Origin of the sequence: Bradyrhizobium sp. 62B (assembly GCF_030272265.2) — a bacterium.
GTDB lineage: Bacteria > Pseudomonadota > Alphaproteobacteria > Rhizobiales > Xanthobacteraceae > Bradyrhizobium.
The window spans coordinates 40,930-66,847 of record NZ_CP092842.1 but is presented as its reverse complement, the minus strand read 5'-3'; the positions used below and the strand labels follow the sequence as shown (position 1 = coordinate 66,847).

At 59.7% G+C, this 25,918-nt stretch carries 16 protein-coding genes and 6 pseudogenes; 12 read left to right on the top strand and 10 right to left on the bottom strand.

Annotated elements, in window-relative coordinates; translation table 11 throughout:
• Window positions 1-12 precede the first annotated feature (12 nt).
• Complete coding sequence (sctJ, locus tag ML401_RS35235) at window positions 13-879, bottom strand: type III secretion system inner membrane ring lipoprotein SctJ (RefSeq protein ID WP_285813110.1); 867 nt, start codon at window positions 877-879, stop codon at window positions 13-15.
• Window positions 880-889: 10 nt separating this feature from the next.
• The gene (locus ML401_RS35230) at window positions 890-1,405 is read right to left on the bottom strand and encodes a nodulation protein NolB (RefSeq protein WP_285813109.1); all 516 of its coding nucleotides are present in this window, start codon (window positions 1,403-1,405) and stop codon (window positions 890-892) included.
• Window positions 1,406-1,607: 202 nt separating this feature from the next.
• Here ML401_RS35230 and ML401_RS35225 point away from each other — a divergent pair, with 202 nt between their 5' ends.
• From ML401_RS35225 to sctV, 7 genes are all read left to right on the top strand, one after another.
• Window positions 1,608-2,279: a secretin N-terminal domain-containing protein gene (locus ML401_RS35225; protein WP_285813108.1), complete on the top strand. Its 672-nt coding sequence runs from the start codon at window positions 1,608-1,610 to the stop codon at window positions 2,277-2,279.
• 754 nt (window positions 2,280-3,033) lie between these two features.
• Window positions 3,034-4,827 (top strand): HrpF/NolX family T3SS translocon protein, encoded by a 1,794-nt coding sequence (locus ML401_RS35220; RefSeq protein WP_285813107.1) that lies wholly within the window; start codon window positions 3,034-3,036, stop codon window positions 4,825-4,827.
• An 844-nt stretch (window positions 4,828-5,671) separates the two neighbouring features.
• Window positions 5,672-5,950 (top strand): hypothetical protein, encoded by a 279-nt coding sequence (locus tag ML401_RS35215; RefSeq protein ID WP_285813106.1) that lies wholly within the window; start codon window positions 5,672-5,674, stop codon window positions 5,948-5,950.
• A gap of 411 nt (window positions 5,951-6,361) precedes the next feature.
• Window positions 6,362-7,252, top strand: coding sequence for an EscD/YscD/HrpQ family type III secretion system periplasmic domain-containing protein (locus ML401_RS35210; RefSeq protein ID WP_285813105.1), 891 nt, complete (start codon window positions 6,362-6,364; stop codon window positions 7,250-7,252).
• Window positions 7,253-7,284: 32 nt separating this feature from the next.
• Entirely contained in the window at window positions 7,285-7,821 is a 537-nt protein-coding gene (locus tag ML401_RS35205; RefSeq protein WP_285813104.1) for a hypothetical protein, read from the top strand.
• A gap of 2 nt (window positions 7,822-7,823) precedes the next feature.
• Window positions 7,824-8,249, top strand: coding sequence for a histidine kinase (locus ML401_RS35200; protein ID WP_285813103.1), 426 nt, complete (start codon window positions 7,824-7,826; stop codon window positions 8,247-8,249).
• Between the two features lie 10 nt (window positions 8,250-8,259).
• Window positions 8,260-10,377, top strand: coding sequence for a type III secretion system export apparatus subunit SctV (gene sctV, locus ML401_RS35195; protein WP_285813102.1), 2,118 nt, complete (start codon window positions 8,260-8,262; stop codon window positions 10,375-10,377).
• Window positions 10,378-10,458: 81 nt separating this feature from the next.
• Here sctV and ML401_RS35190 read toward each other — a convergent pair.
• From ML401_RS35190 to ML401_RS35180, 3 genes and pseudogenes are all read right to left on the bottom strand, one after another.
• Window positions 10,459-10,989 (bottom strand): annotated as a pseudogene (locus ML401_RS35190) (transposase); the annotation flags it as partial.
• Between the two features lie 130 nt (window positions 10,990-11,119).
• Window positions 11,120-12,121: a transposase gene (locus ML401_RS35185; protein WP_285813101.1), complete on the bottom strand. Its 1,002-nt coding sequence runs from the start codon at window positions 12,119-12,121 to the stop codon at window positions 11,120-11,122.
• Between the two features lie 566 nt (window positions 12,122-12,687).
• Window positions 12,688-13,521, bottom strand: coding sequence for an effector protein NopP (locus ML401_RS35180; RefSeq protein ID WP_285813100.1), 834 nt, complete (start codon window positions 13,519-13,521; stop codon window positions 12,688-12,690).
• 393 nt (window positions 13,522-13,914) lie between these two features.
• On the opposite strand from ML401_RS35180, the pseudogene istA reads away from it, so the two are divergent.
• A pseudogene (gene istA / locus ML401_RS35175) lies at window positions 13,915-15,218 on the top strand (IS21 family transposase).
• A pseudogene (gene istB / locus ML401_RS35170) lies at window positions 15,218-15,869 on the top strand (IS21-like element helper ATPase IstB); the annotation flags it as partial. The pseudogenes istA and istB, both read left to right, overlap by 1 nt.
• Window positions 15,870-15,956: 87 nt before the next feature.
• Here the strand turns inward: istB and ML401_RS35165 are convergent.
• On the bottom strand, window positions 15,957-16,190 hold the full coding sequence (locus tag ML401_RS35165) for a hypothetical protein (RefSeq protein ID WP_285813097.1): 234 nt from the start codon (window positions 16,188-16,190) through the stop codon (window positions 15,957-15,959).
• 744 nt (window positions 16,191-16,934) lie between these two features.
• Here ML401_RS35165 and ML401_RS35160 point away from each other — a divergent pair.
• A complete protein-coding gene (locus tag ML401_RS35160; RefSeq protein WP_285813096.1) occupies window positions 16,935-18,110 on the top strand; it encodes an IS30 family transposase in 1,176 nt (391 codons plus the stop codon).
• Here ML401_RS35160 and ML401_RS35155 read toward each other — a convergent pair.
• Window positions 18,040-18,672, bottom strand: a complete 633-nt coding sequence (locus ML401_RS35155) for a recombinase family protein (protein WP_285813095.1) — start codon at window positions 18,670-18,672, stop codon at window positions 18,040-18,042. The two genes, ML401_RS35160 and ML401_RS35155, sit on opposite strands and share 71 nt — an antisense overlap.
• 473 nt (window positions 18,673-19,145) lie before the next feature.
• On the opposite strand from ML401_RS35155, the pseudogene ML401_RS35150 reads away from it, so the two are divergent.
• Window positions 19,146-19,380: pseudogene (locus tag ML401_RS35150) on the top strand (ATP-binding protein); the annotation flags it as partial.
• A 1,489-nt stretch (window positions 19,381-20,869) separates the two neighbouring features.
• On the opposite strand, the gene ML401_RS35145 reads toward ML401_RS35150, so the two are convergent.
• Both ML401_RS35145 and ML401_RS35140 read right to left on the bottom strand, forming a co-directional pair.
• Window positions 20,870-21,289 carry a hypothetical protein gene (locus ML401_RS35145; protein WP_285813094.1) on the bottom strand — a complete coding sequence of 140 codons (420 nt, stop codon included), beginning with the start codon at window positions 21,287-21,289 and terminating at the stop codon, window positions 20,870-20,872.
• 259 nt (window positions 21,290-21,548) lie between these two features.
• Window positions 21,549-22,013 carry a hypothetical protein gene (locus ML401_RS35140; protein ID WP_285813093.1) on the bottom strand — a complete coding sequence of 155 codons (465 nt, stop codon included), beginning with the start codon at window positions 22,011-22,013 and terminating at the stop codon, window positions 21,549-21,551.
• A gap of 576 nt (window positions 22,014-22,589) precedes the next feature.
• Here ML401_RS35140 and ML401_RS35135 point away from each other — a divergent pair.
• Window positions 22,590-24,655 (top strand): annotated as a pseudogene (locus ML401_RS35135) (recombinase family protein).
• Here ML401_RS35135 and ML401_RS35130 read toward each other — a convergent pair.
• Window positions 24,628-25,728: pseudogene (locus ML401_RS35130) on the bottom strand (IS3 family transposase). The pseudogenes ML401_RS35135 and ML401_RS35130 sit on opposite strands and share 28 nt — an antisense overlap.
• Window positions 25,729-25,918 lie beyond the last annotated feature (190 nt).

The window sequence follows — 25,918 nt, the reverse complement described above, 5'->3', positions numbered from 1 at the left end:
ATTGCATTCCGCCTATCTCGCATCGGAGTTCCGCTTTCTGCCGGCGGGTTGGACGGCGGGCATGCCCGCCGCCGTACCAATATTCGCCACTTTGCGCCAGAACTGACCGAGCTGGCGCGCCCGTGAGCTCAGCAGCACGTAAGATAGAATGCCGAACGCAGCGCCGGCACCTCCGACCACGACCGCAAGAAAGGGGGCTGACATGGACTTGGTTGGGTGCATCGAAGCAGCTGCTGGTGCAGAGGACATCTCATGCTGCGCCCGCTCGACCGGCACGAAAACGACGGCCACCCTGTCGTAAGATAATCCTTCGATGCTGTTAGCGACAAGCATCTTGATTTGGGGTAACAAGGCTGAGAGCTTCGCATTGGAGCCATGTCGAATGAAGACTGACGCCGAGGACGGGGTCGCGTCCTGTCGTAAAAGGTCATTCTTCGGCAAGACAACATGAACTCGGGCGGAGAGAACCCCATCGATGTCGTTGATCGTCCGCGACAATTCTTCGCTTAGGGCATAAACGTAACGAGCGCGCTCCTCAACCGGAGACGCCACCAGGCCCGATCCCTTGAACACATCCCCAAGATTTTTGAACACTTGGCGCGGTAAGCCCTGGTCATTCAGCAGTTCAATCGAAACAGCGAGTTGTTTTTCTTCGACCTGAATCGTGCTTGTACCATCCTTAGCGACAACACGGACTGCATCAATACCCTTACTGAGAAGAAGCGCAAGCATCTCGTTGGCTTCACGCTCCTGGACTTTTGTATAGAGATCCGCCTTGCAGCCAGTTAGCAACAGCAAAAACGGCAGCAGCAGAAAAGCATGAAGCTGCCGTCCCTCAGGCGCGCGGCGGCCGATATTTCTTTGCGCGAACGGAGCCATCGACCGCCGCTCAGCCCGCTGCTAGCAACTTGTTCATAGATGAAGCGACGGCGCTGGTACTCTTCGAGATGAGCGACACCTGAATAGCGCCGTTGTAAACATCCCGCAGATTCTGCAACGCCGACTCGAACTTTTCCGCACCTTCTGGTTGGCCGACGGGACGGACATCGTCTCCGTCCGAGCGCGAGATAGGCTGCGCGGCAGGCCCAAGCTGGACGCTCTTGGAAGGACCCGGCTCGACGATCGAAGGAAGCGCAGTCAAAGGATATGGATTGCCTAGGTGACCTCCCAAAAGATTCTGAAGAATGCGATCGCCCGGCAGATCGGTCTGCGTGACTGCACGCTGAACCTCCGGTACAGGTGGCGCCAACGCGCTGTCGGCGACCAACGAGGCGGCACCTTGCTCCGTGGCCGCCTTTGCAAGATGCTCTTGAAAGTTGCCCGGCACCGATGAAGACCCTTCGGTGAGACACTCGCCGACGCTGGCAGAGATCGGCATAGCGCCAAACATCACGGAAGAAACCATTGCTCTCGCGTCTGTTAACTGTCGTTGGAACGGCTCGGCACCCTAGCGAGGCCAGCTGACCAAAACCTGACGTGGATCACAAGCTACGTCATCCAAAACCGACTATTGGCTTCACATTTCCGACGAATTTCTTCTTGCAACCTTGGAGAATTCCAACGCATGACCGCCAGGAATACTCACCCATACTACGAGGCTGCACACGTTGAAGAACATTCTAATTGTTGGTGTTTTCATCTCCTTGAGTGTGGCTAGGGCGCCCGGCTCCCCCCTAGAGCTCCCATCCACGCCCTATGCTTATACGGTTCTGGATCAGGATGTCGCGGCCGCACTGCAGGAGTTCGGCAACAACTTGACTATTCGAATCAATGTCAGCACTCAGGTAAAGGGCCGGATTCGCGGGCGCATGCCGGATCTCGCGCCGCGAGATTTCCTCGAACGCGTGACCACTCTTTATAATCTTCAGTGGTACTACGACGGGCTGGTGCTGTACGTATCCGACGCGCACGAGGCGGAAAGTCGTCTGCTTGTCTTGACTCCAATCACTTTCGATGCATTCAAGGCGGCACTCGATGCACTCAACATTTCCGACGAACGCTACGCCGTAAGAGCTGCACCGGAAGATGGACTGGTCTTCGCTTCTGGCCCACCTCGCTTCATTGCGCTTGTCGAGCAAACGCTCAAAGGCCTAGTGGCGGAGGCCCAGGCGCGACGAACTCTTACGACGGCCGCAAAGCCGCAGCCCGAGTCGGTCTTGATGTTGTTTCGGGGCTCCTCAAGTGCGGTCGTTCGTGGCGGACGACCGGAGGGACCTGTTTCGCCGGAGCCGTCACATCAAGACAACGTGGTTCACGCGCCTGACCCACGCCAGCGATGAACTGACAGCAAGAAAGCTCGCAAAGGCACTCAATGCGGTCGCGGCATTCATTGTGAGCATTCCAAAAGCTGATGCTGTCGTCATGAGAGCCCGAGGCCAGACGATGGATGCACCGATTTGTGCACGGATGCCTCAACTGGACGGCTGGGGCAGCATCATTCTTGCGATGACTACGGCTTTAGCTCCGCTCAACGATCAACGATCTCAACTCTTTGAGCACATTTGCCGGCAAGCGAGGTCTGATCGCGATACTTCATGGCCCTGATCGAGCACCCTAACCGTCTCGTAACAGAACGGTAGACACGGCTACTTGTCATCGCATTCTCTGCGAGAGGCGGCAGCATCATTTACACCAGTTGCACGAAACCGCGCGCGATCTTCCGCGGATTTGCAGGCCTGAGCTCCCATTGTGCCATCCGCCGCGTCATGACGCGGCGGCCTGGCAGACCGTTCTGGGTGGATACGGGTATTGCAAATACGCTGCATCTTTGCTGCAACACCCACCCGTGTCCCTTCGCGCATTCTTCTGAGCGCCGTCAGCTTCTCGAAAGCTGACTCCCCCTACTATTCGGGGTGAATATCAACCAGCCAAAGCCTCTTGATCCCACGGACCTGAGCACCGGACGCCCACTCAGTCGTCGAGAGCGGCTGCCGGGAGTTGTTGAACCGCCCATCAACACTTTGGTGTTCGTCGCGAACTCGGGCTGCACGATGGGACAGGCCTGAGGCGCAATCTCACAGCACAGGATGCAGAATGTCAGTAAACAACCTATCCCTAGCCGCCAGCTCGAACGTGGCTTCGTCCGGGATTGCCCCCGGGCTGACGCCGGCGCAGGAGCTGTCAAGCTTCGAGGCGGTGCTAGCGAGCTACGCCTTAAACACCACGAGCGGCGATCATTCCGCATCACAGGATGCGACCTCCCAGTTGACCAAAGACCTGACGGAGGAGCTCATACAGCTGACGGACAATATCTTGCCACCTGAGATTAGGGCTGCATTGGATGCAGATGCGTATGGCCAGCCCCCGCAGTCAACCTCTGCTGCGGGCTCCCCTGCGATTGCAGCCGCGCCAGTACCCAGCCCACGGATCACATGGAACAGTGGCACCCTGACTGATACCGAGTTGCAGATTGTGTCGGTGCTGAACCGCCATAAAGATAGATGCCCCTTGGATTGGAAGTCGCTCGGAGATTTGGCGAGCGACCCCTCCACACCGCCGGATCTGAAGTCGGCGATCGAGGCATTGCAGCAGGATCCGCAGCTCTTCTATGCGATAGGCTCGCAAGGCGACGGCCGCTGCGGCGGGAAGCTCACGGCAGGTGACCTCTCCGCGTTCTCCTATCATCACTCACAAGTGGCTGCATTCCAAGAGCAGCAGGCGCGGGGCTACGAGCACAACTACATTCCATCGGACGGCACCGGAAATGGCATGCCGGCCGTTATGACCCAGACCGATGCATTGCGTGAGCTCTATCGCTATTCTGATAACTTGCCCAATTACCTGAGCCTCGCGGATTTCAAACGAATCGTTGATGGCGAGGCGAAAATCGGCAAATCCCCACCTCAGGTTCTCGCAGCCGCTCAATACTTCCTCAACCATCCGGAGGAATGGAAACAGTTGTACGGCGGCTCGGTGGATAAGGTCCACAAAGAGGACCTCTTGCAGGCGGCGTCATCATCGATGAGCCTCACGCATGCCGAGTTGGATTCGCTAGGTACAATCAACCAGAACCAAGGCGCATTCTTCGGGAAGGGTGACCTGACCCGGGAGACGCTCGCGAGTATGGTCGATGACAAAAGTCTCGCCCGCGACGTGCGAAAGGCCGCCTCACAGCTGCTTTCGGATCCTCTCTTATTCGGATTGCTGAACAACTCGATCACAGGCTACAAGACCCACCAAAAGTTCTTCGACTTCGGCGGCGGCCACACCATCGATTCGGGCAACATCAGCAATAAGGACTTCTCCCATTTCTTCAGTAACATGTCCGCTGCGAACCGCACGCCTCACCAATTGAAGACTCATCCCGCTCAGACGGCTGCCGATCAGGCTGCCGTCGCGAACATGATGATAGGCGTGGCGGACCAGCCGGACATCAAGTCACCCAAGAAAAACGGAGGCGCCTTTATGCACGCCGTTGATGACGTGCTCAAGGTGGGCTCCAAGGTGCTCGACTGGGCTGCGACGGCGGTTGGTGTACTCGGCTTCATTCCAGGTTTGGGCGAATTGGCCGATCTCGCGTCAATGGTACTCGAGAGCGAGGCGCAAGCAGCAAATCTTCTGCACGCCGCCATCACAGGCGGCAACATAAAGCAGGCGCTGGAAGAAGCGGGGCTCAGTCTTGCAGCACAGGCGGTGGGATGTATCGGCGGCCCGGAGGTCAAACTCGCCATGCGTGACGGTTTGGTGAAGCAGGCAATCCAAGAAGCCGGGACCGCCGGCGTTAACCTTCCGGTCTCGATGGCACAGTCTTACGCGGAGGACTATTTGGACGCCCTAAAGGACCGGATTGAGTCCGAGAGCATGCAAGATGCAGGCGTTTACAGCTAGTAAGAGTAACTTTGGACTCTCAGATCACAAATGAGTAGCTAGGCGAGCTTGCGCAGCCCCCGTGCGGTTGGGTTCCCAACTGCAAGCCGGTAGAGCTCGCAAGCTTTGCCAGCATGTTCGAGCTCCTTAGCCACATTCGACGAGTCTGCTTCGTTCGTTTTCATCGAGGCCCAACTTATGTTCGGCTGAACTCGACCCGCCGGGTCGGCAGCAGCCGCAAATGCAGTACGTCGTCGCCAAGAGTTCGATAGACGGCCATCCGGCTACAACAACCAACCCTGAACTTTCCAATGTTTCCAACTTAACATTAGAACCGGAACCAGACGATGTCGACGACGACGGCACGCGCTGCACCGACATGCGGAAAGCGAGCAGAACGGATGAGGCCAACGACCACCGCACGAGGCGCGGGCCCCTACCCGCTGAGCGGGGCACCGCTCGATGACGCTGAGGCCTTGGCGGGGTTGGCGGATTTGCCTTCGCGCTCTAGTCGTCTCAGCCCGCTGCACATTCCCGGTCGTGTTTGATCCGCTCTGGACAACTTGCCGCCTGCGCCTGGCAGGAAAGAAAATGTGTGCCCGCAGCGGTGAGCAGAACCTTAGAGCGTATGGTCCTCAACGCTTGATCATCGATGAGACCGCCCGATCAACCGGCTCAATATGATGATTTTGCTTGGTAGAGACTATCCGATCTCCACACGTCGCTGATGCACCAATCACGTTTGAATTAGTCAATCTGCCAAAACCGCCGCGAATTTTCTGTGATCGGTCAGCTTGTCGAAAGCTAATGCTCGCACAGTGAAGAACGCCACTGCGGCAGGATCGAGTTGACATAGGAGAAGCCAATGCGCATTCCGAGTTCGAGCGCCAGTGCGCGCGTTGATTCCGACCTCCATGCCGCTCGAGGTGACAAGAAAGGCTCGCGCGCACCCGACGGCCATGACGATCATGGTCAATCGCCCGGTGCTAGCAGCCCTGCAAGTGGCACGTCACACTCGGCCACTCGCTCGCAGGAGGCCGCGTGGAACGAAGCATTTAACGCCGCCCTCGGCGCCGCTGCCTTCCAAATGGCAAATAATGCAATGGCTCGTGTCCATGAGACCATTGGTGAAGAGGATTTCTGATGTCGAATGTTGCGGCCTCAGGAAATAGGAGCCGCTCGTAGCGGCAACACCCGAACACACAGGAGACAACAATGTCTAATAAGGTCGGTGCGACTACTGCCTCAACTGCAGGTGGGGCGGCTGGCACTGCTACTGCTGCACTTGGCACTGGAGCTGCCGACGTTGCCGGAGAGGCCGCGTGGCAGAGACAAATTGCCGCTCTGACTGCCGAAACGACCAAGGCTACCGAGAGGGATTTGCAACTCCGCGTCGTTTCAACCGAGCTCACGAGCATCAAGAAAGTGGCCGACGAGCGGGTGCAGTAACGGATGAAGTGGGACGACGACGTCGTCCCACTTTCCTGGTCCGCGTAAACTGCAAAGCTCGCAACGAGCCGTACGGCTCCCGTCGCTGTTCAGAAGATCGTCTATCGTGAATGAACCACACTCCCTGCATTTCGAGGTGCTGTCGGGGCTCTACTCCGGGCTAACCGGTACTTTTGGCTTGGGATCGACCCTGATTGGTAGCGACCTGGATGCCGACTTAGTCTTCGTCGAACAAAGACTCGAGCGCCATCACCTTCGTATCACCCCACATTGCAATTCGATCGAAATCGAGCCTCTTGCTACGGGCGTCAGGATCGACGGACACGAGACCCTTCGCCCAAACGAGCGCATTATTGTTCCTCTTCCCATCGTCATACATGCGGGCGAGATGTCTATTCGGTGTCGCTCAGCGGATTCTAAACAAGCTGGGTCGATCGGCCGCTGGCTCGGATCGACCGCGGTACTTGTCTCTGTCCTGATCAGTTCTGTCGCCGTCGGCGCAGTCACAACCAGTTTCGTCCAGACGGACAGCGCTGACGCTGCGAACACCGATCTGCCCCGTGCCGTCGACGCACCTGAGCTGGCGCCCAGCGCTCCCGATGCTCTGACAACCGATGCAGCTGCCGCACGGCTGCAAGAGGAAGTTGATGAAGCCGGCCTTCTTGATATCAAAGTCAGATCTGAGCCGGGTCTTGTCGCTGCTGACGGCACCGTGACGCGTGCCTCTCTCACTAAATGGCGGGAAGTCCAGGAACGGTTCGATCACGAACGAAAGGGCGCATATGTTCTTGTCAATGCAGTAGCCGTCAAGGAGGCGAAGACGCCGTCCTCGATTGCTGTTGAGGCCGTTTGGCGGGGAAGCGCGCCATATCTTGTCATCGCTGGTCAAAAGTATTTCGTGGGCGCCCTGTTGAACAACGGGTGGACCGTCAATCGAATTGAGGAACGACGTGTGCTGCTGAGCCGGAACGGCCGGCTTGTGGCGCTCCCCTATTAGAGCTTCAGACCGCGGCTAAGAAGGAACTTCTGATGACTAGGCTGCCTCAGCATGCGCTAGGGCCTGGCGCCTCTTTTCAAAGGCTCAATGTCGACGACCAGCCACCTACTATTACGCCGACGACCGCTAGAGGCACCGAAACCGAAATCGAGAGAACTCATGCAAGTGGTGGACAGAGCTTCGAGGTTCTCCAGGATGGGCGCCTGGAAGATCTGCTCGGTGCATCCACGATCGAGACCGCACTGGAGCTTAACTCGATTCATCCCGTTTCGCGCATCGCGGCCCAGGAGGCGCCTGGCAAGATTGGCAGGATCGAGCCAGGTTCAGCACTTGGTTGGCTTAATGGTACCAATCTCGCGGGTAACCTGCTCTCCTTTGTCGCGCCGCGTCTCTGTCATTCAGATGTTTTGCGCCCAGATACTCAGGGACTTCTTCTCGAGCGTTTGGCTGAGACGCTCTCGGCCGTGCCAGAGAACTTGGTGCCTCGTGAAGACATCGCGATTTTGCAGTCGGAGCTCCGACGGTTAACTCTGCTCCGACAGAACCAAAACGGTCTAATCAAAGGCTAGCAATGGCCCAGCCTGACGGTGAGCAACTCCTCACATCCGCTCCGCCGGCACACTCATCAAGCTACGGCGCGGCTTTTCCCATCTCAACACGAGAGCGCAATTTGCTGTGCGCGCTTTCCTATGTCCATCTTGCCTGCGGCCAGAGCGCACAGAGCCTGGCTATCCTAAAGTTCGTTGCTCACGAACATTCTCACGACGTCGAGATGCTCCGCATTCTTGTATACGCTCTCATTTCGGAGGGTTACGGTGTCAAGGCACTCGCGGCATTGAATAGGCTAGACGAGCTTGACAATGACCCTTCTTCGCGCCTGCCTTTGATGGTCTTGCGCAGTCACGCGCTGCGTCAGGCCGGCCGCATGGCCGAGGCACGCGCAATCTTCAAAAGCTATGTTTCATTGCGGAGCAACGCAGCTCCAACCAAGCAATAATAGGCTCCTCATGGTCGATCTCCTACGTAGCCTCATCGTGCGCGCACCAGCTAACCCGGATTTCATGGTCGCATTGATGCTTCTTCTGGCGGTCGGAATGATGATAACGCCAGTTCCGGTCGTGGTGATCGACTTACTGATCGGCTTCAACCTCGGCTTTGCCATACTGCTGCTGATGGTGGCACTGTATCTCAAGACGCCGCTTGACTTTTCGTCGTTGCCGGGCGTCATCCTGATTTCAACCGTCTTTCGTCTGGCTCTTACCATTGCAACGACACGGTTGATTCTTGCTGAGGGGAATGCCGGCAGCATCATACATACATTCGGCGAATTCGTTATATCGGGCAATATCGCTGTTGGAATCGTCATATTTCTCATTGTGACCATGGTGCAGTTCATGGTTCTTGCGAAGGGCGCCGAACGAGTCGCAGAAGTTTCGGCGCGCTTCACGCTCGACGCGCTGCCGGGCAAGCAGATGGCAATCGACGCGGAGTTGCGCAACGGGCACATCGATCAGAACGACGCTCGCCGTCGGCGAGCCGCACTGGAGCAAGAAAGCCAACTTCACGGCGCCATGGACGGCGCTATGAAATTCGTGAAGGGCGACGCCATCGCCGGGCTTATAGTTATCTTCATTAACATGCTGGGCGGCATCACCATCGGCTTGCTTTCCAAGGGCATGCCCCTCGACGAGGCAATGCATCAATATACGATCCTCACCATAGGTGACGCGCTAATTTCGCAAATTCCGGCTCTACTGCTGTCAATTACAGCAGCAACCATTGTCACACGTGTCAATGGTCCCTCGCGGGCCAATCTTGGTGCTGATATTGTCAGCCAACTCACGGCCAGCACGCAAGCGCTACGGTTGGCCGCCGGCGTCCTGATTGTGATGGGGCTCGTTCCGGGTTTCCCTTTCCCTCCGTTCATCATGCTGGCCGGACTGTTCGCCGCGGCGAGCTTTGTCAATGTTGGCGCGCAGCGCGGCGGGACGGCTGCCAAGACGGAGGTCAGGAGCACCGGCGCGCCTCTAGCTCCATCGAATGGTCAGAACCACACTTTGCCTGCAGAGGCCCTTCCAATCGCGCTCTTCCTCGCACCAAACCTTGCAGTTGCGATCGACCAAGAGGAACTCGCGCAGTCAATCGGGCGAGCTTCGGCACAGGTCTCATCTGATCTTGGTATCACGATTCCGCGCATACCGACCAAGGTCGACCAGCACTTACCTGACTCGCAATTCAGGGTAGACGTTGAGGGGGTGCCCGTTGGGCGAGATTTTGTGGCCCCGACGCAACTTATGCTCAACGATGACGCCGCAAACATTGAACTGAGCGGCATCCCCTTTCGGCAAGACGCAGAGACAAAGCGGATCTGGATCGATCAAAGTCATGGGCTGGCTCTGAAGGCAGCCGGAATAGGGCATCACCGTCCAAGCGAAGTCGTCGCTTTGCGCGTCCAGTCGACATTGACGCGCTATGCACAACGCTTAGTCGGCATTCAGGAGACTCGTCAACTGTTGGGCCGAATGGAGCAGGAATATGCCGATCTGGTGAAGGAGGTGCTGCGCACGACCCCGGTCCCCCGGATCGCGGATATCCTGCGCCGCTTGCTGGACGAGGGCATTCCCATTCGCAACACTCGCTTAGTTCTGGAGGTGTTGGCAGAATGGAGTGAACGCGAACAAAATGTTGCTTTGCTTACAGAGTATGTTCGCTCCGGTTTGAAGCGGCAGATCTGTCATCGTTATGCCAACACCCACCGCGTTCTGGCTGCCTTCATCGTAGAGCGCCAAACCGAGGATATTGTACGCAGTGCGGTGCGCGACACCGCTGTGGGTCCTTATCTCGTTTTGGAGGACAGCGAGAGCGAGATGCTGCTTTCGCAGTTCCGCAAGATTCATTCGAGCATTCCGCTTGGTCAGAACCAACCCGTCATTCTTGTTTCAATGGATATCCGGCGATTCATCCGGGGTTTTCTCACCCGCAACGGGATCGACCTGCCTGTTCTTTCGTATCAGGATGTCGCTCCCGATTTTACGATCCAGCCGATTGGATCCGTCAAGCTGGAGGCTCCAAAACATAAGGCTTCCTCAGGTGAGCGGGGTGACCTGCTCACCGCGACAAGCTAGCAACGCGCAGCAGAGCTCGTTAGCGAGCGGCTTAATCACGTTGGACAAACGCGAGAGCGGGGCAGGTTCCGCGCGGAGTCAAGCCTCAAGGTCGGTCAGCAGCGGCCCGCTCCTCTCTTGGCGGACCCGCAGCCGCTTCTCAGCATTAAAGCCATGGATCTCGTGCCCAATCTTGAACAGCTGGTCAGTTCGACGAACCGCTTTCTGAACAACGGGCGAGATCGCTGTCCCCGATCTTACGCGGCGAGCGTTCCGGGCGACGTCGGCAAGTTCGAAGAACGCCCTCCGGCCAACCGCCCAACAGAAGGCGCGTGTAGCCGGCAACGCTTTGCGTCCGGGATCGGGGAGAGCCGTTGAGCCCGCTATAGGCATCGGCCTGAGGATCCCAGCGAAGGTCTGAAGATGCCGCCCGGCATGCTTGCCGCGCCGATCGCGCGAGGCGCAGAACAGCGCCGCCGCTGGACCACAGCCGCCGAATGGCCGATCGTCGCCAACATAAGTCCAAATCTGGCAGGTATCTGCTTTCCCTTTCGCCCGGATCGGGATCTTGGTGACATCACCATCGGAGCCTGTCGGGGAGCAACTGTGCTGAAGTAGACCGCCGATCGGCCGGCCTCAAGGCTGGCGCTGGACGCGCCACCGCCTTTGGCGGCTGACGGCCTTAACCCCGTCCGCTCGCCGGTCTGTCGGCTTGGCATGCGCTCGGTCCAGGACCGAGCGCGGTAGGGCGCGCTCGATCAGCTCACCGCAGCGCGTAGCGGCTCGGATCCCATTTCTCGCCGCGGGCGATCATCGTATTGAGGATGACGATCAGCTTGCGCATGCAGGCAATGAGCGCAACTTTCGGCTCCTTGCCCTTGGCAATCAGCCGTTGATAGAACGCCTGGAGCACCGGTTTGTTCTGGGTGGCTGCGCCGAGACAGGGCATGTAGAGGGCGTTGCGTACCCAGCGGCGGCCGCCCTTGATGTGGCGCTCGCCACGTCGCTTGCCACTGCCGTCATCATAAGGCGCTGCGCCCAACAACGCGGCGGCGATCTCCTCGCGGACCGTCCCGAGCTCCGGGAGCCCCGCAATGAGGACCGCAGAGGCCGTTTCGGCGAGGCCCGGCACGCTCTCGATGATCTCGGCGCGCGCGGCAAATGCCGGTGTGGCCTTGACCGTGACAACGATTGCATCCTCGAGCTTGGCAATCTCAGCATCCAGGCCCTTCAAGACGCGGGCGTGGGCTTTCTGCACCGCTCCCGGCACGGCGTGCTCGTTCTGGCTCTGCAAGCGGGTCTTCAGATCGATCACGACTTTGCGTGCTCTGACCAGTGCCGCCAGCTCCTCGCGTGCCGCATCGTGGGTTTGGCTCGGCGCATCTTCAAACGTCTCAGCGAACCAGGCGATCGTATCCGCGTCGATCGTATCGTTCTTGGCGAGCCGCCCCGCCGATCGGGCGAAGTTACGCACTCGCCGCGGATCGACGATCCGCACCGCGAAGCAGGCCTCGCGCAGCGCCTTGGCCCAGTCCCGCTCGTAGCCGCCGGACGCCTCCATCACCGCCCTGTCGACCTTGTGCTTGCGCAGCCAGGCGACCAGCTTGCGCCGCCCCTTCGCACCGCTCGAGAACGCTTGCCGTTGCGACAGCGAGCGAATGCATGCATCCACCTTGTCCTTGGCAACATCAACCCCGACGACAACGCGACTGTTTTGTGCCATCATCCACTCCCCTTCCTTGCTCGGTTCGGGCTCGAAGCCCATGCAACTGTTCGGGTTGAGGAAGACACGCCGAATCCGTCCCACGCTCCCCGACAGGCTCTAGGCCTTTGAGCACGAACGGGCTCGGATCCAGCGACGGGCGGTTGGTCAGAACCGCCCGTTCGCACATCCAGGCAGATTTTGCGGACACAAGGGCACATAGGCTTCGATCAGCTCAAAGATCGGCCTGACCGCAAAGGCTCCGGCGCCCACCTGGTCCGCCAGGGTCGAAGCTGACAGTCACCAACAGAGAAGGCGACCCCAGCCTCTTGCCCCTTCAACACAGCGATGGTCTGCTCTTCGGTAAACCCTGCTCGCTTCATCTGTCCGTCCTTCTTCAGTCCGGACGCTAACTCGATCTGGACGAAATACGCAGAGACAGGTCAGCCCAGGAGCGCCGTCGCTTCGGCGATCGGCGCCCGCAAGTTGTGCTCAAGCGGGAGGGCTGGACGGCTACCCGGTCAATCGGAAGCGCTCGGCTTCGCTCCGCCCAACACCGACCGTAAGCCGACAGTGTCGACTTACGGTGCGCCAGCGCCTGCCGCAGCATGAACGCCCGCAGATGCGCGTTACATAAAGTCGCCGTCCTCGTCGGACTCTGCTGCAACTCCACGATCGCCGTCCTCGTCGGACTCTGCTGCACCTTCACTATCACTGTCCGCTTTGGACAGATAGCGCCGAGAGCTAGTTGCACGCTGCCATTCACCAGCGCTGTTTATCTCCCATTTTTCGGACTGGGTGGGATCGAGCACCATGTCGTCCTGATCTACTTCTACGAAACCCATTGCCTGAGCGCGGGCTTTCGCTTCTGGATTAGCGGGTCGCCAGCTCACCAATGGTCGTTCCCCATCTTGTCGCAATTGGTGCTCGAGCAGAACATCGCCAGCATTTGCCACAAGCGGATGAGCCACTTGAAAATCGACAATCGAGGTCACTTCACTTCTTCCTGGGAACTGCTCTCGCCACGTATCGCTTTCGAACTCAGTCATGCTGAATCCACGCTCCGTCCTTTGGAGGCCGACGCTCATATTTCCTAACTGGTAGCTATAATATCGCGCGTCGGGCGAATCTCTTCTGACGGCGTACTTCTCGGCAACCTCCACCGTGCGCCTTGCTCTTTCGGATACAAACTCAGAATACTCGTGAGGATTGTTGGCGATTCGATTGATAGCTTCCCCATGATAGTTCCGCGCCTCTCTCCTGAATGTCGCTTGATCTATCTCAACCACGGGAGGCCTTGCAAGGAGGGCATATTGCGGATGCGAAGATGAGCTGCCGGCCGACTCTTGCAACTGCATTCTAGCGAACGCATCCGCGAAGTCTTGGCTTTCTCTATTCGAATGCTCCGCATCTCCCCAATAATAAGTTTCGTTCTGGGACAAATTGCTAATTCGACCGTCCATGATGAGCACACTCCTATGGTTCACGTATCTTGCATTGTGTCGGGCCGTTGACCTTACCCAGCTGTAGACCCCTCAGCTGTCCATACTCTGACATCAGCCTATAAATGGAAGAGACCTGGCTGGTGCACGGTGCTGGTCAGCGCGCACAGTTCAGTGCTATCCCTCCGAACCGGTTGATGAGCTCCGTCCGGATCGAGCTCTGGCCCGCATTTTCTGCGCTTGACCCAGTAGCCGCTCATTTCGCGACATCGGCTATGAACATGAGCAATGCAAAATCTGGTCTCCCGACGAAGATACTTGCACTTCGTCGCTCGGGAAGGTGTCGCGCGCCATGGAAAACTACCTCAGCGTCACGAGGAATTGTCTCCTCCCGGATAGCTGGGGAGAGAGTGAATGAAGCAGCAACGAATCACTGAAGGCTCGGCGTGGAGTGATCCACGGGGGCAGGTGATGAAGACGCCGGATGACGAGGCGGAGATGTCGCGCCTGAGGGCGTGCGGGTGGGGTCTGAAGCGGATTGCGCGACAGCTGGGTTGCAGCCATCACACAGTGGAGGGCTACGTGGCGGCGGGCGGGGTGAAAGCGTTCATGCCGCCTGAGCGGCCGAAGCGTCTCGACGGCCTTGACGGTGGGCTGCGCGAGCGGTTCATCCGGCATCGGGGAAATGCGGATGTCGTGCGCCACCTGTTGGCCGAGAAAGACGTGGCGGTCAGCCGGCGAACCCTACAACGGGCCGTGCAGCCGTATCGCAAGGCGCGGAAGGCCGAAGCGCTGGCGACGACGCGCTTCGAGACGCCCGGGCCGGCAGCTGCAGATCGACCTCGGCGAGCGTCTGGTCGAGATCGGCGGGGCAAAGATCAAAGCATTCGTGTTCGTGGCGACGCTCGGACATTCGCGGCGGCTATCTGTGCGTGCGTTCCGGGCTGAGAAGCAGGAGCACTGCTTTGCGGGGCTCGAGAGCGCGTTCACGACCTTCGGCGGCGTGCCGGAGGAAGTGCTGATGGACAATCCACGTGCGCTGGTGGTGCGCCACGACGCAGTGAGCCGGTCGGTCCAATTTAACGACAAGCTCGTCGCGTTCGCGAAGCATTGGGGCTTCCGTCCTCGCGCCTGCGCGCCGTATCGGGCGCGCACGAAGGGCAAGACGGAGAATAGCGTCGGTTACTTGAAGAAGAAACGCGATTGCGGGGCATTTCTTCGCGAGCTGGGAGGCATTCGAGGCACATCTGGCCGGATTGGAGCGTGAGGTTGCGAACGTTCGTATCCACGGCACGACCGGCGAGGCGCCGATCGCTCGCTTTGCGCGTGACGAGCTACATCGGTTGAAGCCGCTCGGCGGGCAGCCATCGTTCGGGTCCTTGCGTGAACTGACGCGCGTCGTCGGCCATGATTGCGCCGTCGAGATCGACACGAACAGCTACTCAGTGCCGTGGCGCCTGACTGGCGAGCGCGCGGCGGTGACCATCGCAGTTGGCGAGGTGCGGATCCGCCATGGCGTGCGCCAGGTCGCGGTTCACGAGCAATCTAAGGGGCGCCGGCTGCGGATCGTCGATCCGATCCATCTCGATGGTGTTGCCGGGCGCAATGGCGCGGTCCGCCGGGCTGAGATCGCGGCGGCGGTGCTGGCGCCGTCCTCACCGCCGTCGTTGTTGCGCCCTCTTGCCGAATATGAAGCCGTGATCGGGGGAAGCTTCTGATGACGCGCGCAAAGCAGGCAACCGAAGCACCGACTGATCCCCTTGATGGCATGCTGGCGCGATTGCAGCTCTCCGGCATCCGCGATCAGCTTGATAGTTTGCTCGACGAGGCGGCGCGTGCCAACCTGTCGGCCCGTGAGACGCTGATCCTGCTGTGCGAACGTGAGATCGCGCGCAAGGATCATCGCCGCATCGATATGGCGCTGAAGCTTGCACACTTCCCGGCCGTAAAGGAGCTCACAGGCTTCGACTTCGAGGCGCAGCCCTCGATCGATCCCAAGCAGATCCGCGACTTGGGCGGCGTCACGTTGGATCGCCAACGGCGAGAATGTGCTGCTGCTCGACCCGCCGGGCGTCGGTAAGACGCACTTGTCGATCTCACTCGGGCGAGAAGCGATCCTGGCCGGTTACACCGTGCAGTTCACCACGGCGACGACGCTCGTCGCGGGCCTGGCCAAGGCGCATGGCGAGCGGCGCCTGGACGAGAAGCTGCTCGTCGTCGACGAGCTCGGCTATCTGCCGCTGGAGCCGGACGCCGCGCATCTGTTCTTCCAGCTGGTCAGCCGCCGTTACGAAACCGGTGCCATGCTGATCACGTCGAACCGCAGTGTTGCCGAATGGGGCACCGTGTTCGCCGAGCCGATGACTTCATGATGCCTCCTTCTTCGAACGCTTGGTGCGTCGTACCCGATTGCGAAGCTGACCGATTTGTTCGTCTGAGAGCTCGATCTGCCATGGCTAGCCTTTGGTTAACTGACGACCTGCCAGCATTCCGCGCGCAAGATAATCGAAGATTGTTTGCGGGGTTACGCCAAGCTCAGCCGCTGCGCCCTGAATCGAGAAACTACCGTCGGGCCAGCGCATCGGATTCTTGTCCATGCCGTTGATTTTGACGGTGGGAATGCCCCAGCGGGTGCGCAACAGCCAGACGTTCTCGCCTTTGAAGGCGCAGCCTCGGGCCGCGGCAAGCATAGTGCACTGCCTTGCTGATCCCGATCCGAGCGGCAGCAATAGACCGGACAGTCGGCATTCGGGCCCGTGTAGCGCATGCTCATGCGCCGTCCACAACGGCCGCCGATCGCAATTCCTTGTAACAGGGCTGCCCCCTTGCGCGGTACGCCAGAGTGTTCTGCCTCATAGCGATAGAGGTTATCTGCCAGTCGCCCCTGGTTGGCCATGAACTCCTCCCAGCTGATATAGCCTGTGTGAGCGGCGTTGAGGCAAACCGCCCAATCCGCGATCGCCACCTTGACCGTTCCCGCCAGCGATCCCGGCCGGCATCGGCTCGGATCCATCTGGCGCACGCCAGACGATCTCGTGTGGAGATGGTCCAAGCAGCGGCCGAACCGGCAGGATAATCCGTTCCTCTCCAAGTACCGCATCACACGGCGAGCGCTTTGCAGTTCCCGGAATTTGGCAAACACGAGATGAAGACGGGCCTGCACCTCCTCTCGGGATTGAGAACAATTGGGCGGATTCAAACGATCGTCGCAACACCATGACGTTGGAGGTTGCGATGAAGGTTGTAAATCGGCGATCGGCGCGCGGTCAGGACGGGCGCCATTGCCATCGCCAGGCCGGCCGTCTGTTGCAGGACGCGATGAACAGAATAGATTTTGGAGGGCGATTGCCACTGGGCAGAGCAGCGAAGATGCTGCGCTTGAGGCTGGATTGTCGCAACCTGTCGGAAGCAGATTATTCCGGAGGGCAGGCGGCATGCCACCAGCGATGTTCAGATCTTCGACCAAACCTCTCTCCGGACGCTACCTTTCGTTGGCTGAACGCGAGGACATCGCCCTTCTAAAGGTGCAGGGCCATTCCATACAGGAGATCGGGCGCCGCTTGGGGCGAGCTGCTTCGACAGTCTCCCGTGAACTGCGTAGGAACGCGGCTACCCGCGGCGGCGGATTGGAGTATCGGGCAACGACTGCCCAATGGCATGCGGACCGATCTGCCCGCCGGCCCAAACCGACCAAGCTTGCGCTCAACGAAGCCTTGCGCACTTATGTGGAGGAGAGACTAGCCGGCGGCGTCGTGGCCCCGAGCGGAGCTTGTATTCCCGGCCCCTCCGTTCGGTGGAACGGCCGCCGGCATAGCCAGCGAAAGGATCGGCGATGGGCCAAGGCATGGAGCCCTGAGCAGATTGCCCGACGCTTGCTGATCGACTTCCCGGACGACAAGACGATGCGCATCAGCCACGAAGCCATCTATCAGGCTCTCTTCGTTCAGGGCCGCGGTGTACTGCGCAGCGAGCTGACGGCCTGCATACGAACCGGGCGCGTGTTGCGCGTGCCCAGGGGGCGCGTACGCAGGCGGGGCAAGGGCTTTGTCTCGCCGGAGATCATGATTCGCGAGCGACCCGCTGAAGCAGCCGATCGAGCAGTGCCGGGACATTGGGAGGGAGATCTTATTCTCGGTCTTGGCAGCTCGGCGATCGGCACATTGGTCGAGCGGACGACGCGCTTCACAATGCTATTGCACCTTCCCCGGTTGGCGGGGCATGGCGAAGCTCCGCGCAAGAAGAACGGACCAGCGCTCGCGGGACGCGGGGCGGAAGCCGTGCGCGACGCGATCTCGCGCACGCTCGTCACTATGCCCGAAGAACTACGTCGCTCGCTGAATTGGGATCAAGGAGCCGAAATGGCTCAGCACGACGGCCTCAAGATCGATGCGGGCATCCAGGTCTACTTCTGCGACCCGCAGAGCCCTTGGCAGCGCGGGACTAACGAAAACACCAACGGGTTGCTGCGACAGCACTTCCCGAAAGGCACAGACCTGAGCATCCACAGCGCCGATGCGATAGCCGCTGTGGCAGCGGCCCTCAATGCCCGACCGAGAAAGACACTGGGCTGTAAAACGCCGGCAGAAGCGCTTGACGAACTGCTGTCATGAGTAAAAACAATTGGTATTGCGACGACCGTTTGAATCCGCCTTGTGTGGCTCGATCATAGGCGAGCGCGGCCGGCAGGGGCAGCCGCAGTTCGCCCCGTGCCGCCTTCTGGCGTTCTCCTTGGTGAAGGCGCATCCGAAGCTGATGCAGCTCCGCCTCGCTCATGATGCCGGACAAGCCCAACAGCAGGCGGTCGTGGTAGGCGTGCGGGTCGTAAAGCCGCTCGCCATCCGCAATGAGCAAGTTATTGCGGGCCAAGCGCGAAGCGTCGAGGCTCACCACAAGGCCGGCGTTGCCAAGGCTGATCTCGGCAATGAGCTTCTGGAAACCATGACGATCCACAGCGCCAGCACCGGATTGGCCCAGATCCTCGTCAATGACCTGGACGCGCTCCGGCGGCCAGCCCAGACCGATGGCGCGCTCGACGAGGCGGTACTGCAGCTCGGTGCTCTCCTGGTGCTGGCGCACCTGGTTCACGGATGACTGCCGCACGTAGACATAGGCCAACTTGGCTCGGTGCGCAGTCGTGAGCCGCTCGTCAGCGACGGTCGAGCTGATCAGCACGACCCAGTCCCCTTCCGGGCGTGCCGGGGATCGCTTGCATTCGCCGCATCAGCGCGGCAATCGTTTGAGCGATCTGGGTTTGCGTCGCGGTCGATAGATTCGGCCACAGGCGCGGAATGTCGGCCGTCGGGCGGCCGGGTGGATTTGCCAATGTCGGCAGCGGTCGATACGCAACGCAACCTGGAAGCGGTCGATGGGTCATCGCGAATCACCTTCTCGTCGAGAAGGCCCAGACTCGCGCTCAAACGTTGCATCAATGGGATGAGCGTGCACGCGCTGATGCGCGGCAGGTCGGCAATGCTGGCGCAGTTTGGCGGCTCAGCGAGATCTGTCGACGCGATCCGCCCCCCGCCGCCGTCCATCCGGCAGCGCGACAACGATGTAGGCGGGACCGCGCCCCGATCGTTCCTTCAAGACGGCAAGCCGCCGTCCAAACAGAAAATGATGTGGGTCGGTGATCGTGACGTGAGACACGACCCACTCAAGAATACGGGTACTCCGACGTGTTCGGCGATGCCGTGGTCGCCACCGCGATCCTCGACCGGCTCCTGCACCACAGCCACGTGCTGACCATCCGCGGCGACAGCTACCGGCTCCGCGCCAAGCGCAAGAGCGGCCTCATCAAGACGCTGCCGCTGACGGCCCTCCGGTCGGCTCCGCCTCCCCCGGCCCGTCACCGACGAAAACAACCTTCAACCAAGATCATAATCACGATGGCGGGGGCAGTTCTTCATGACGCAAAGGGGGCAGTTCCGGATGGCGTTTGACATCCCTCCGAACCGGTTGATGAGCTCCGTCCGGATCGAGCTCTGGCCCGCGTTTTTTGCGCTTGACCCAGTAGCCGCTCATTTCGCGACATCGGCTATGAACATGAGCAATGACAATATGTGGTCTCCGGACGAAGATACTTGCACTTCGTCGCTCGGGAAGGACTGATGCGAAAGCGCTTCTGCAATCGAACGAACAGGTCTGGCCTCCGCTAGGGCGAGGACCTTCCGAATAGAGTTGCGTCATCCATGCTCGTCCCTCCTCAGCATAGTCTTAAATAAGACAATTCCCCTCTGAGCATGTCGATTAGGGCAACAATAACAGGCGCTAGACCGATGATCTTACTTGGCCCGTTTGGAGTCATACTCGCCTGACATCTTTTTAGTATTGCGCTAGAACACTCAAAGACCTAGCATGTCAGATTGACCATGGTCTTGCTGGGATCTCGACAGCTGGAAGTCGGTGTCATCCCGCTACAATTGTCATATTGAACCTGTCTGAAGGAATACGTTGATGTCTGAAATCCAACAAGACGGGCATAATATTCTGCGTGCGCAGGGCGGAGCACATGATTTCTCTCATCCTCAAGCCACGTCTCTTATTGCCGGGATACTGTGACGAACCATCACGCCGACACCGGCCCTGAATTGGAATGGAGCTTGGTGAATGAATCAAATCGAAAGCCGTCGACGGGGCAGAGTCGAGTTCGCTCCGCCTCGCCACAACACAAGGAGCGGGATCCACTACCGCTGTTGTCCGATTTGTGTCCGCGGGATTGAAGCCCGACGTCGAGCGGCAGACTAGAGCGCTTTTAATGCGAGGTGGACCATGTCGTTGTCGGTAAACTTGAAGACTATCGACAGCTATTGCGCTACGCAGGCAGTCATCACCGAGACCGGAGCTCACCTGTCAGGCGGCCACCACGATGATGTTGAGCGCATAAAGTTACCGAGCGTGCGACCTATCAAGTGGAACTATTCGGCAAGGGACTGATCGAGGCACTCTACGGAACGTATCTCGAAAGATCCGGGATGGTAGTAGTCTGGTCGGGATGTATTCAATCACGACTTTGGCCGGCTCGCCGCTTTGCCAGGATCCGTTTGTATTCGTCAGCGCTTCGTGCTCGGGCGCCACGACGGAACTTCGCGGTGAGTTCGCGCGACCGCCTCCCCTGCCCCGATGCCGCCGTCTCGTGCTCGAAAGTTAAATTCATCCTTCATAGAACCGCGTTTTACAGATGCTCCTGCACTCCTGATGCCCCCGAATTCATTCGTCGCGTTCTCTTACGCAAACTTGGCAGGCGCCGCTCTCCATGAAGGCATGACTTTGTGAGATTGCCGGCCTGGACTGGATCGCGGGTATTTGGATCGCAAGGGCTCCGATCCTAAAGCGGCCTTGGCCGCTTTAGTCTCGCGGAGCAAGGATTGCCTTACTTATAGTGCGCGATGAGATCCAACGTAATCGCGCCACCTGCGCCGCCAACGCAGTACCGGGGACCCTTCCTGCCGAAGAGATTCAGGTTCCCCCAATGACCGGCACCTTTCGCAGAGGCCGAGAACGTGATTTGGTGGTCATTCTTGAAGCTGAAGTTTCCGACACAACCGTTCTTTGACTCCGTCAACCGCAGTTCGATGCCGTCCATCACCCCGCGATATGAACGGTCGAGCCGTTCCGGATCGGGGACGTCAACGGTGAACGTCTTAGACTCTTCTTCACAGCCAAGGGCTTCAACGTGCTGCCTGTTCGCAATCGTCTTGTGTGAGGGCAGTTCTTCTTCAGCGCGACCGAGGCTTATGCCTATACCTACGAGCGCCACCGAAGTGAACAACACTTTCAAATAGTCACGCATTGCTTTGCGCCTCCACAGGTCGGGACGCTGGTGCTTAGCTGTTTGAACCCGCCGCTTGTTCCTGAGCCAGATCGCGAACTCACCTACCCAATGACACTGATTCATGTGATCTCCTCCTTTCGGCTCAATATGAGCCTCGTTGAGCGACGAATGTGATGCAACCCAGAACATACGTATCTGAGTGCTTGCCAAGGCGCTCATTCGGCCACGCGATCGCGCTCGAGCGCCACAGTCTGGTCGGTATTATGGCCGGGCGGCGCTAGTTTTCTTGGTCAGGCTCGGACCATGCATCTAGCGCGGGGGCCGGCGCCCGCAGGAGCTGTTCGGACGTTTTGTGTTTAAGCGTGGCGGAGCCTTCCGTGACCTCAACCTCCGTCGTTACCTCCAGGTCGCCATCTTCATCGAGTGCAAACGTCATCCGTGTTGTAGAGGGACCATGAACCCATACGACGTTCCAATGTCGGTCATCGGAGCGCTGCGCCGTGGCGATGCCCAAATCGCAGATCTTCGAGGAACAGTTAACAAATGCGTGCGCCGACGGGTCCGGCTCCGGGCTAAGATCTAGGCGCCTGATCGCTCCGTCTTCGTTAGGGTTGACGAACACCCCTGCGTGCTTGGGAAGCGCGAAGGTATACGGCACCGCATCAGGAGAGTTAGCCGGAGCGGCAAATGCTGCTCCCACAAGCGAAACCGTGGCAATGCTGGGCAAGAGCAGCCGGCGCATGAGCTCAGACCTCATGTGTATTCCTTTATGTGCTGCTTCGAGCGAAATGCCCGAAGCAACTAGGTTATTGCAATGTGCATACCAGATGCAGCTCGAACCGAAAACGGAACGTTTAGAAATAGATAGCAAGCGCATTTGCTTGCTGGCTGTGCCGCAAACCCGACAGTCCTGTCGCCAACCGCACAGATCGGGCACCGCACCCCCTGACCTGAGACCGGCAAACTGGACCATTTTTTGGCTAGAATTTTCGCCTGCCAAATCTCAACGGCTTAGGGGGAGCGGACGACGATGACGGCCTCAGGATTTTTCGGAGGCCCAGAGGGCGTTCATCCTGAAGCAAGGCCATGACGGGCTTGCGGTGGCGGAAATCTACCGCAAGGCGGGAATCAGCCAGGTGCCTCATTTCAACCGCGGCCGCAGCAGATGGATCTGTTCGGGAGCGGCCTGTCGAGCGGCATGCGCCCACATGGTCGGAGCTTCCGGCGGAAGCGCAGGCGGCCCTTACGAGTCTGATGACGCAGTTGATCCTCGACCATGCTGCGACGACAGCGACGCCGCGCGCGAAGGAGGTCGGTCATGATCTCTGACAAGGTCAGGCCTCATCATCTGGAGCGCAAGGCGATTCTTTACGTGCGTCAATCCTCAGCACATCAGGTGCTACACAATCGCGAGAGCAGCGCGTTGCAATACGCCATGCGGGACCGACTGACGGCACTCGGGTGGTCAGAGGTTGAAGTAATCGATGATGATCTCGGTCGCTCAGCCGCCGGCGGCGTACAACGCGCCGGCTTCGAGCGGATGGTAGCGGAGGTTTGCCTCGGTAAAGTTGGTGCGGTTTGCGCCCGCGAAGTCTCGCGCTTCGCTCGCCACAGCCAGGATTGGCAGCAACTCATCGAGATGTGCCGCGTGGTCGATACCGTTCTGATCGATCAGGAGACGATCTACGCGCCAAGGCACGGTAACGATCGCCTGTTGCTCGGGCTCAAGGGCAGCCTCAACGAGTACGAGCTGGATCTGTTGCGCCAGCGCTCGCTCTCGGCCCGCTACGAGAAGGCGCGCCGGGGCGAGTTGGTTGTGGCAGCGCCCGTCGGCTTCGTGAGGGCCGGCGACCGTTATGAGAAAGATCCGGATCGGCGTGTCCAGGAAGCGATCAAGCTGGTGTTCGACAAGGTCGAGGAACTGGGCAGCGCGCGACAGGCGCTCTGCTGGCTCCACGAGTACAATCTCGATCTGCCGGTGAAGCAGACCAACGGCGCCACGGCCTGGCGGCGACCGAGCTACTCCGTCATCCACCGGATCATTGAGAACCCGGTCTACGGCGGCGCCTATGCCTATGGTAAGACGGCTGTCGCGACGGTATACAGCGCCGTGGGTGTGAGCGTGAAGATCCGCCGCAGGGTGCGGAGCGATGGCTGGCGCTGAAGCCCAACACCCACGACGGGTATGTGAGCTGGGAGAGGTTCGAGGCGATCCGCACCATGGTCAGCAGCAACGTTCCCACCGGTCGGCATCACGGCGCGCCCAAGCATGGTGACGCGCTGCTGGCCGGTCTGAGCCGGTGCAAGCGCTGCGGTCGCAAGCTCACACTCCGGTACTCCGGCATGAACCACCATATCCCGCGCTACAGCTCTAGCCGCGCCTGGATGGACAATGGCGGCCCTCACTGCATCGGCTTCGGCGGACTGCGCGTCGATGATGCAATCGAGGAAGCACTGCTTGGCGTCATCGGTCCGGGCGCTATCGCCGCCGCAACGCTGCCGCCAAGGAAGCCAGGGAACGGCGCGATCAGGTGCGCGATGCTCTCAGTCGCGATCTCGAAGCGGCGTGCTATGCCGCCGACCGGGCTTTCCGGCAATACGATGCCGCTGACCCCGCGAACCGGCTGGTGGCGGACGAGCTTGAAGCGCGCTGGAACAGGACGCTCGCTCACGCGGCGGAGGTCGAGGGCAAAATCGCCACGCATGATGCGGCGATGCCCGCCCCCATTGCTGATCCAGCTTCGCTCGGCGTTCTGGCCTCGAACCTCAGAACGGTCTGGGATGCGCCGACGACGGATGCTCACCTCAAGAAGCGCATTGTGCGCACCCTCATCCATGAGGTCGTGGCCGATATCGATGATGCGGCCTCCGAGGTCGTCCTTGTCGTCCACTGGGTCGGCGGCGTTCACAGCGAGATACGCCTGCCCAAGCGCCGGCGGGGGCAGCGTAACAGCACCTCCGCCAACATCATCGAAGCTGTGCGCCAACTGGTGCTGATCGCCAGCGACGATCTGATCGCCGGCCTCCTCAACCGCAACGGCCTCAAGACCGGTAACGGCAATCGCTGGACGCGCGAGCGCGTCACCTCGATGCGCTCGAACTATCGCATCCCGGTGTTCAAGCCCGCCGAGGACGGGATCGAGCCCTGGCTAAACCTGCGCAACGCGGCAAAGCTCCTAAAGATTGCGCCCAAGACACTCCGGCTCGCGGCTGAAGCCGGCGAGATCGCAGCCATCCATCCTCTATCGGAAGGCCCGTGGATCTTCGCCCCGCGCCTCGCTGATAGCAACTGCTGCTCAATCTATTGCCAAACGAGCGCGACAGAACCCAAGATACCCCACGGGATCGCATCCCAATCAGCAAACTCTTTTCTCTTCAACATAGACAGATGGGTGTTCTGATGCGCGGTTGTAGAAGCCGTCGATGAAGGCAAAGATATCGCGCTGAGCCTCGGCACGGGTTTGGTACTGGCGATGATGGACGCGCTCCGCCTTGAGGGTGTGGAAGAAGCTCTCCATCGGGGCATCGTCGTAGCAGTCGGCCTTGCGGCTCATTTGATGCGGTGGTGCCGGCGGCGGCGAGGGCGGCGCGATAGTGGTGTGAATCCGCCCTGCACGCCGCGATCGGAATGATGGAACAATCCGGCCTCTGGCCGGTGCTGGTGGAGCGCCATTGACAGCGCGGAGGAGACGAGTTCGACCCGCATGTGATGGCGCATCGCCCAACCGACGATCTTGCGGCTAAAGAGGTCCATGACGGCAGCCAGGTATAGGCCAGCCTTCGGCTGTCGGGATGTAGGTGATATCGGCAAGCCAGACCCGGTTGAGGGCTGCAGCGGTGAAGTCGCGCACGATCAGGTTCGGCGCGATCGGCAGATTGTCACGACTGTCGGTGGTGCGGACTTGACGTGGCGGCGCCATGATCAGCCGAATGCCGTGCCGCCGCATCAGCCGTTCGATCCGGCCCGGGCTGACGCCACGTCCCTGCCTTCGCAGGACGCCGTGGACCCGGGACTGCCGTAGCGCTCGCCGCTCTCGCGATGGACCTGCCGGATCTCATCCAGCAGCGCGGAATTGGAAGTTGCACGGGTGCTCTCCGGGCGCTCGCGCCAAGCGTAATAGCTGGCCGGCGAAACCTTGAGCACGGTGCACGTCAGCCGTACCGGATAGCTGTCGCGATGGTCCTCAATGAAGCGGAAGGTCATGTCCAAGCTCCGGCAAAGATCGCAATCGACATTTTTAAAATGTCGCGCTCCATGCGCAGCCGCTCGTTCTCCTGGCGCAGCCGGGCGATCTCCGAAGCCTGGTCCGCCGACATCGGCGTCGCCTGCGTGGTGCGGCGCCACGCCGCCGATGCCGGCTCCTGGCGGAGTTTATCCACCCAGCGCCGCAGCACCGAATCGCGCAGACCGAGCTCCTTGGCGACGACCCCATTGCTCGGCCGCTCGAGACCGCCAGCTCAACGGCCTGGCGCTTGTAGTCGTCCGTGTACGACCGACGTTGCGTCTCCGGGCTCTCCGAGCCTACTACAGGTGTCCACTCATTCGGAGGAGGTTCACGATTGCAATCGTGCTCTCCCCAACACCGTTAGAGACATCTACTTTCTGAAGGGCCGAAAAAACCTTGGCGATTATAGAATCGCCTGCGC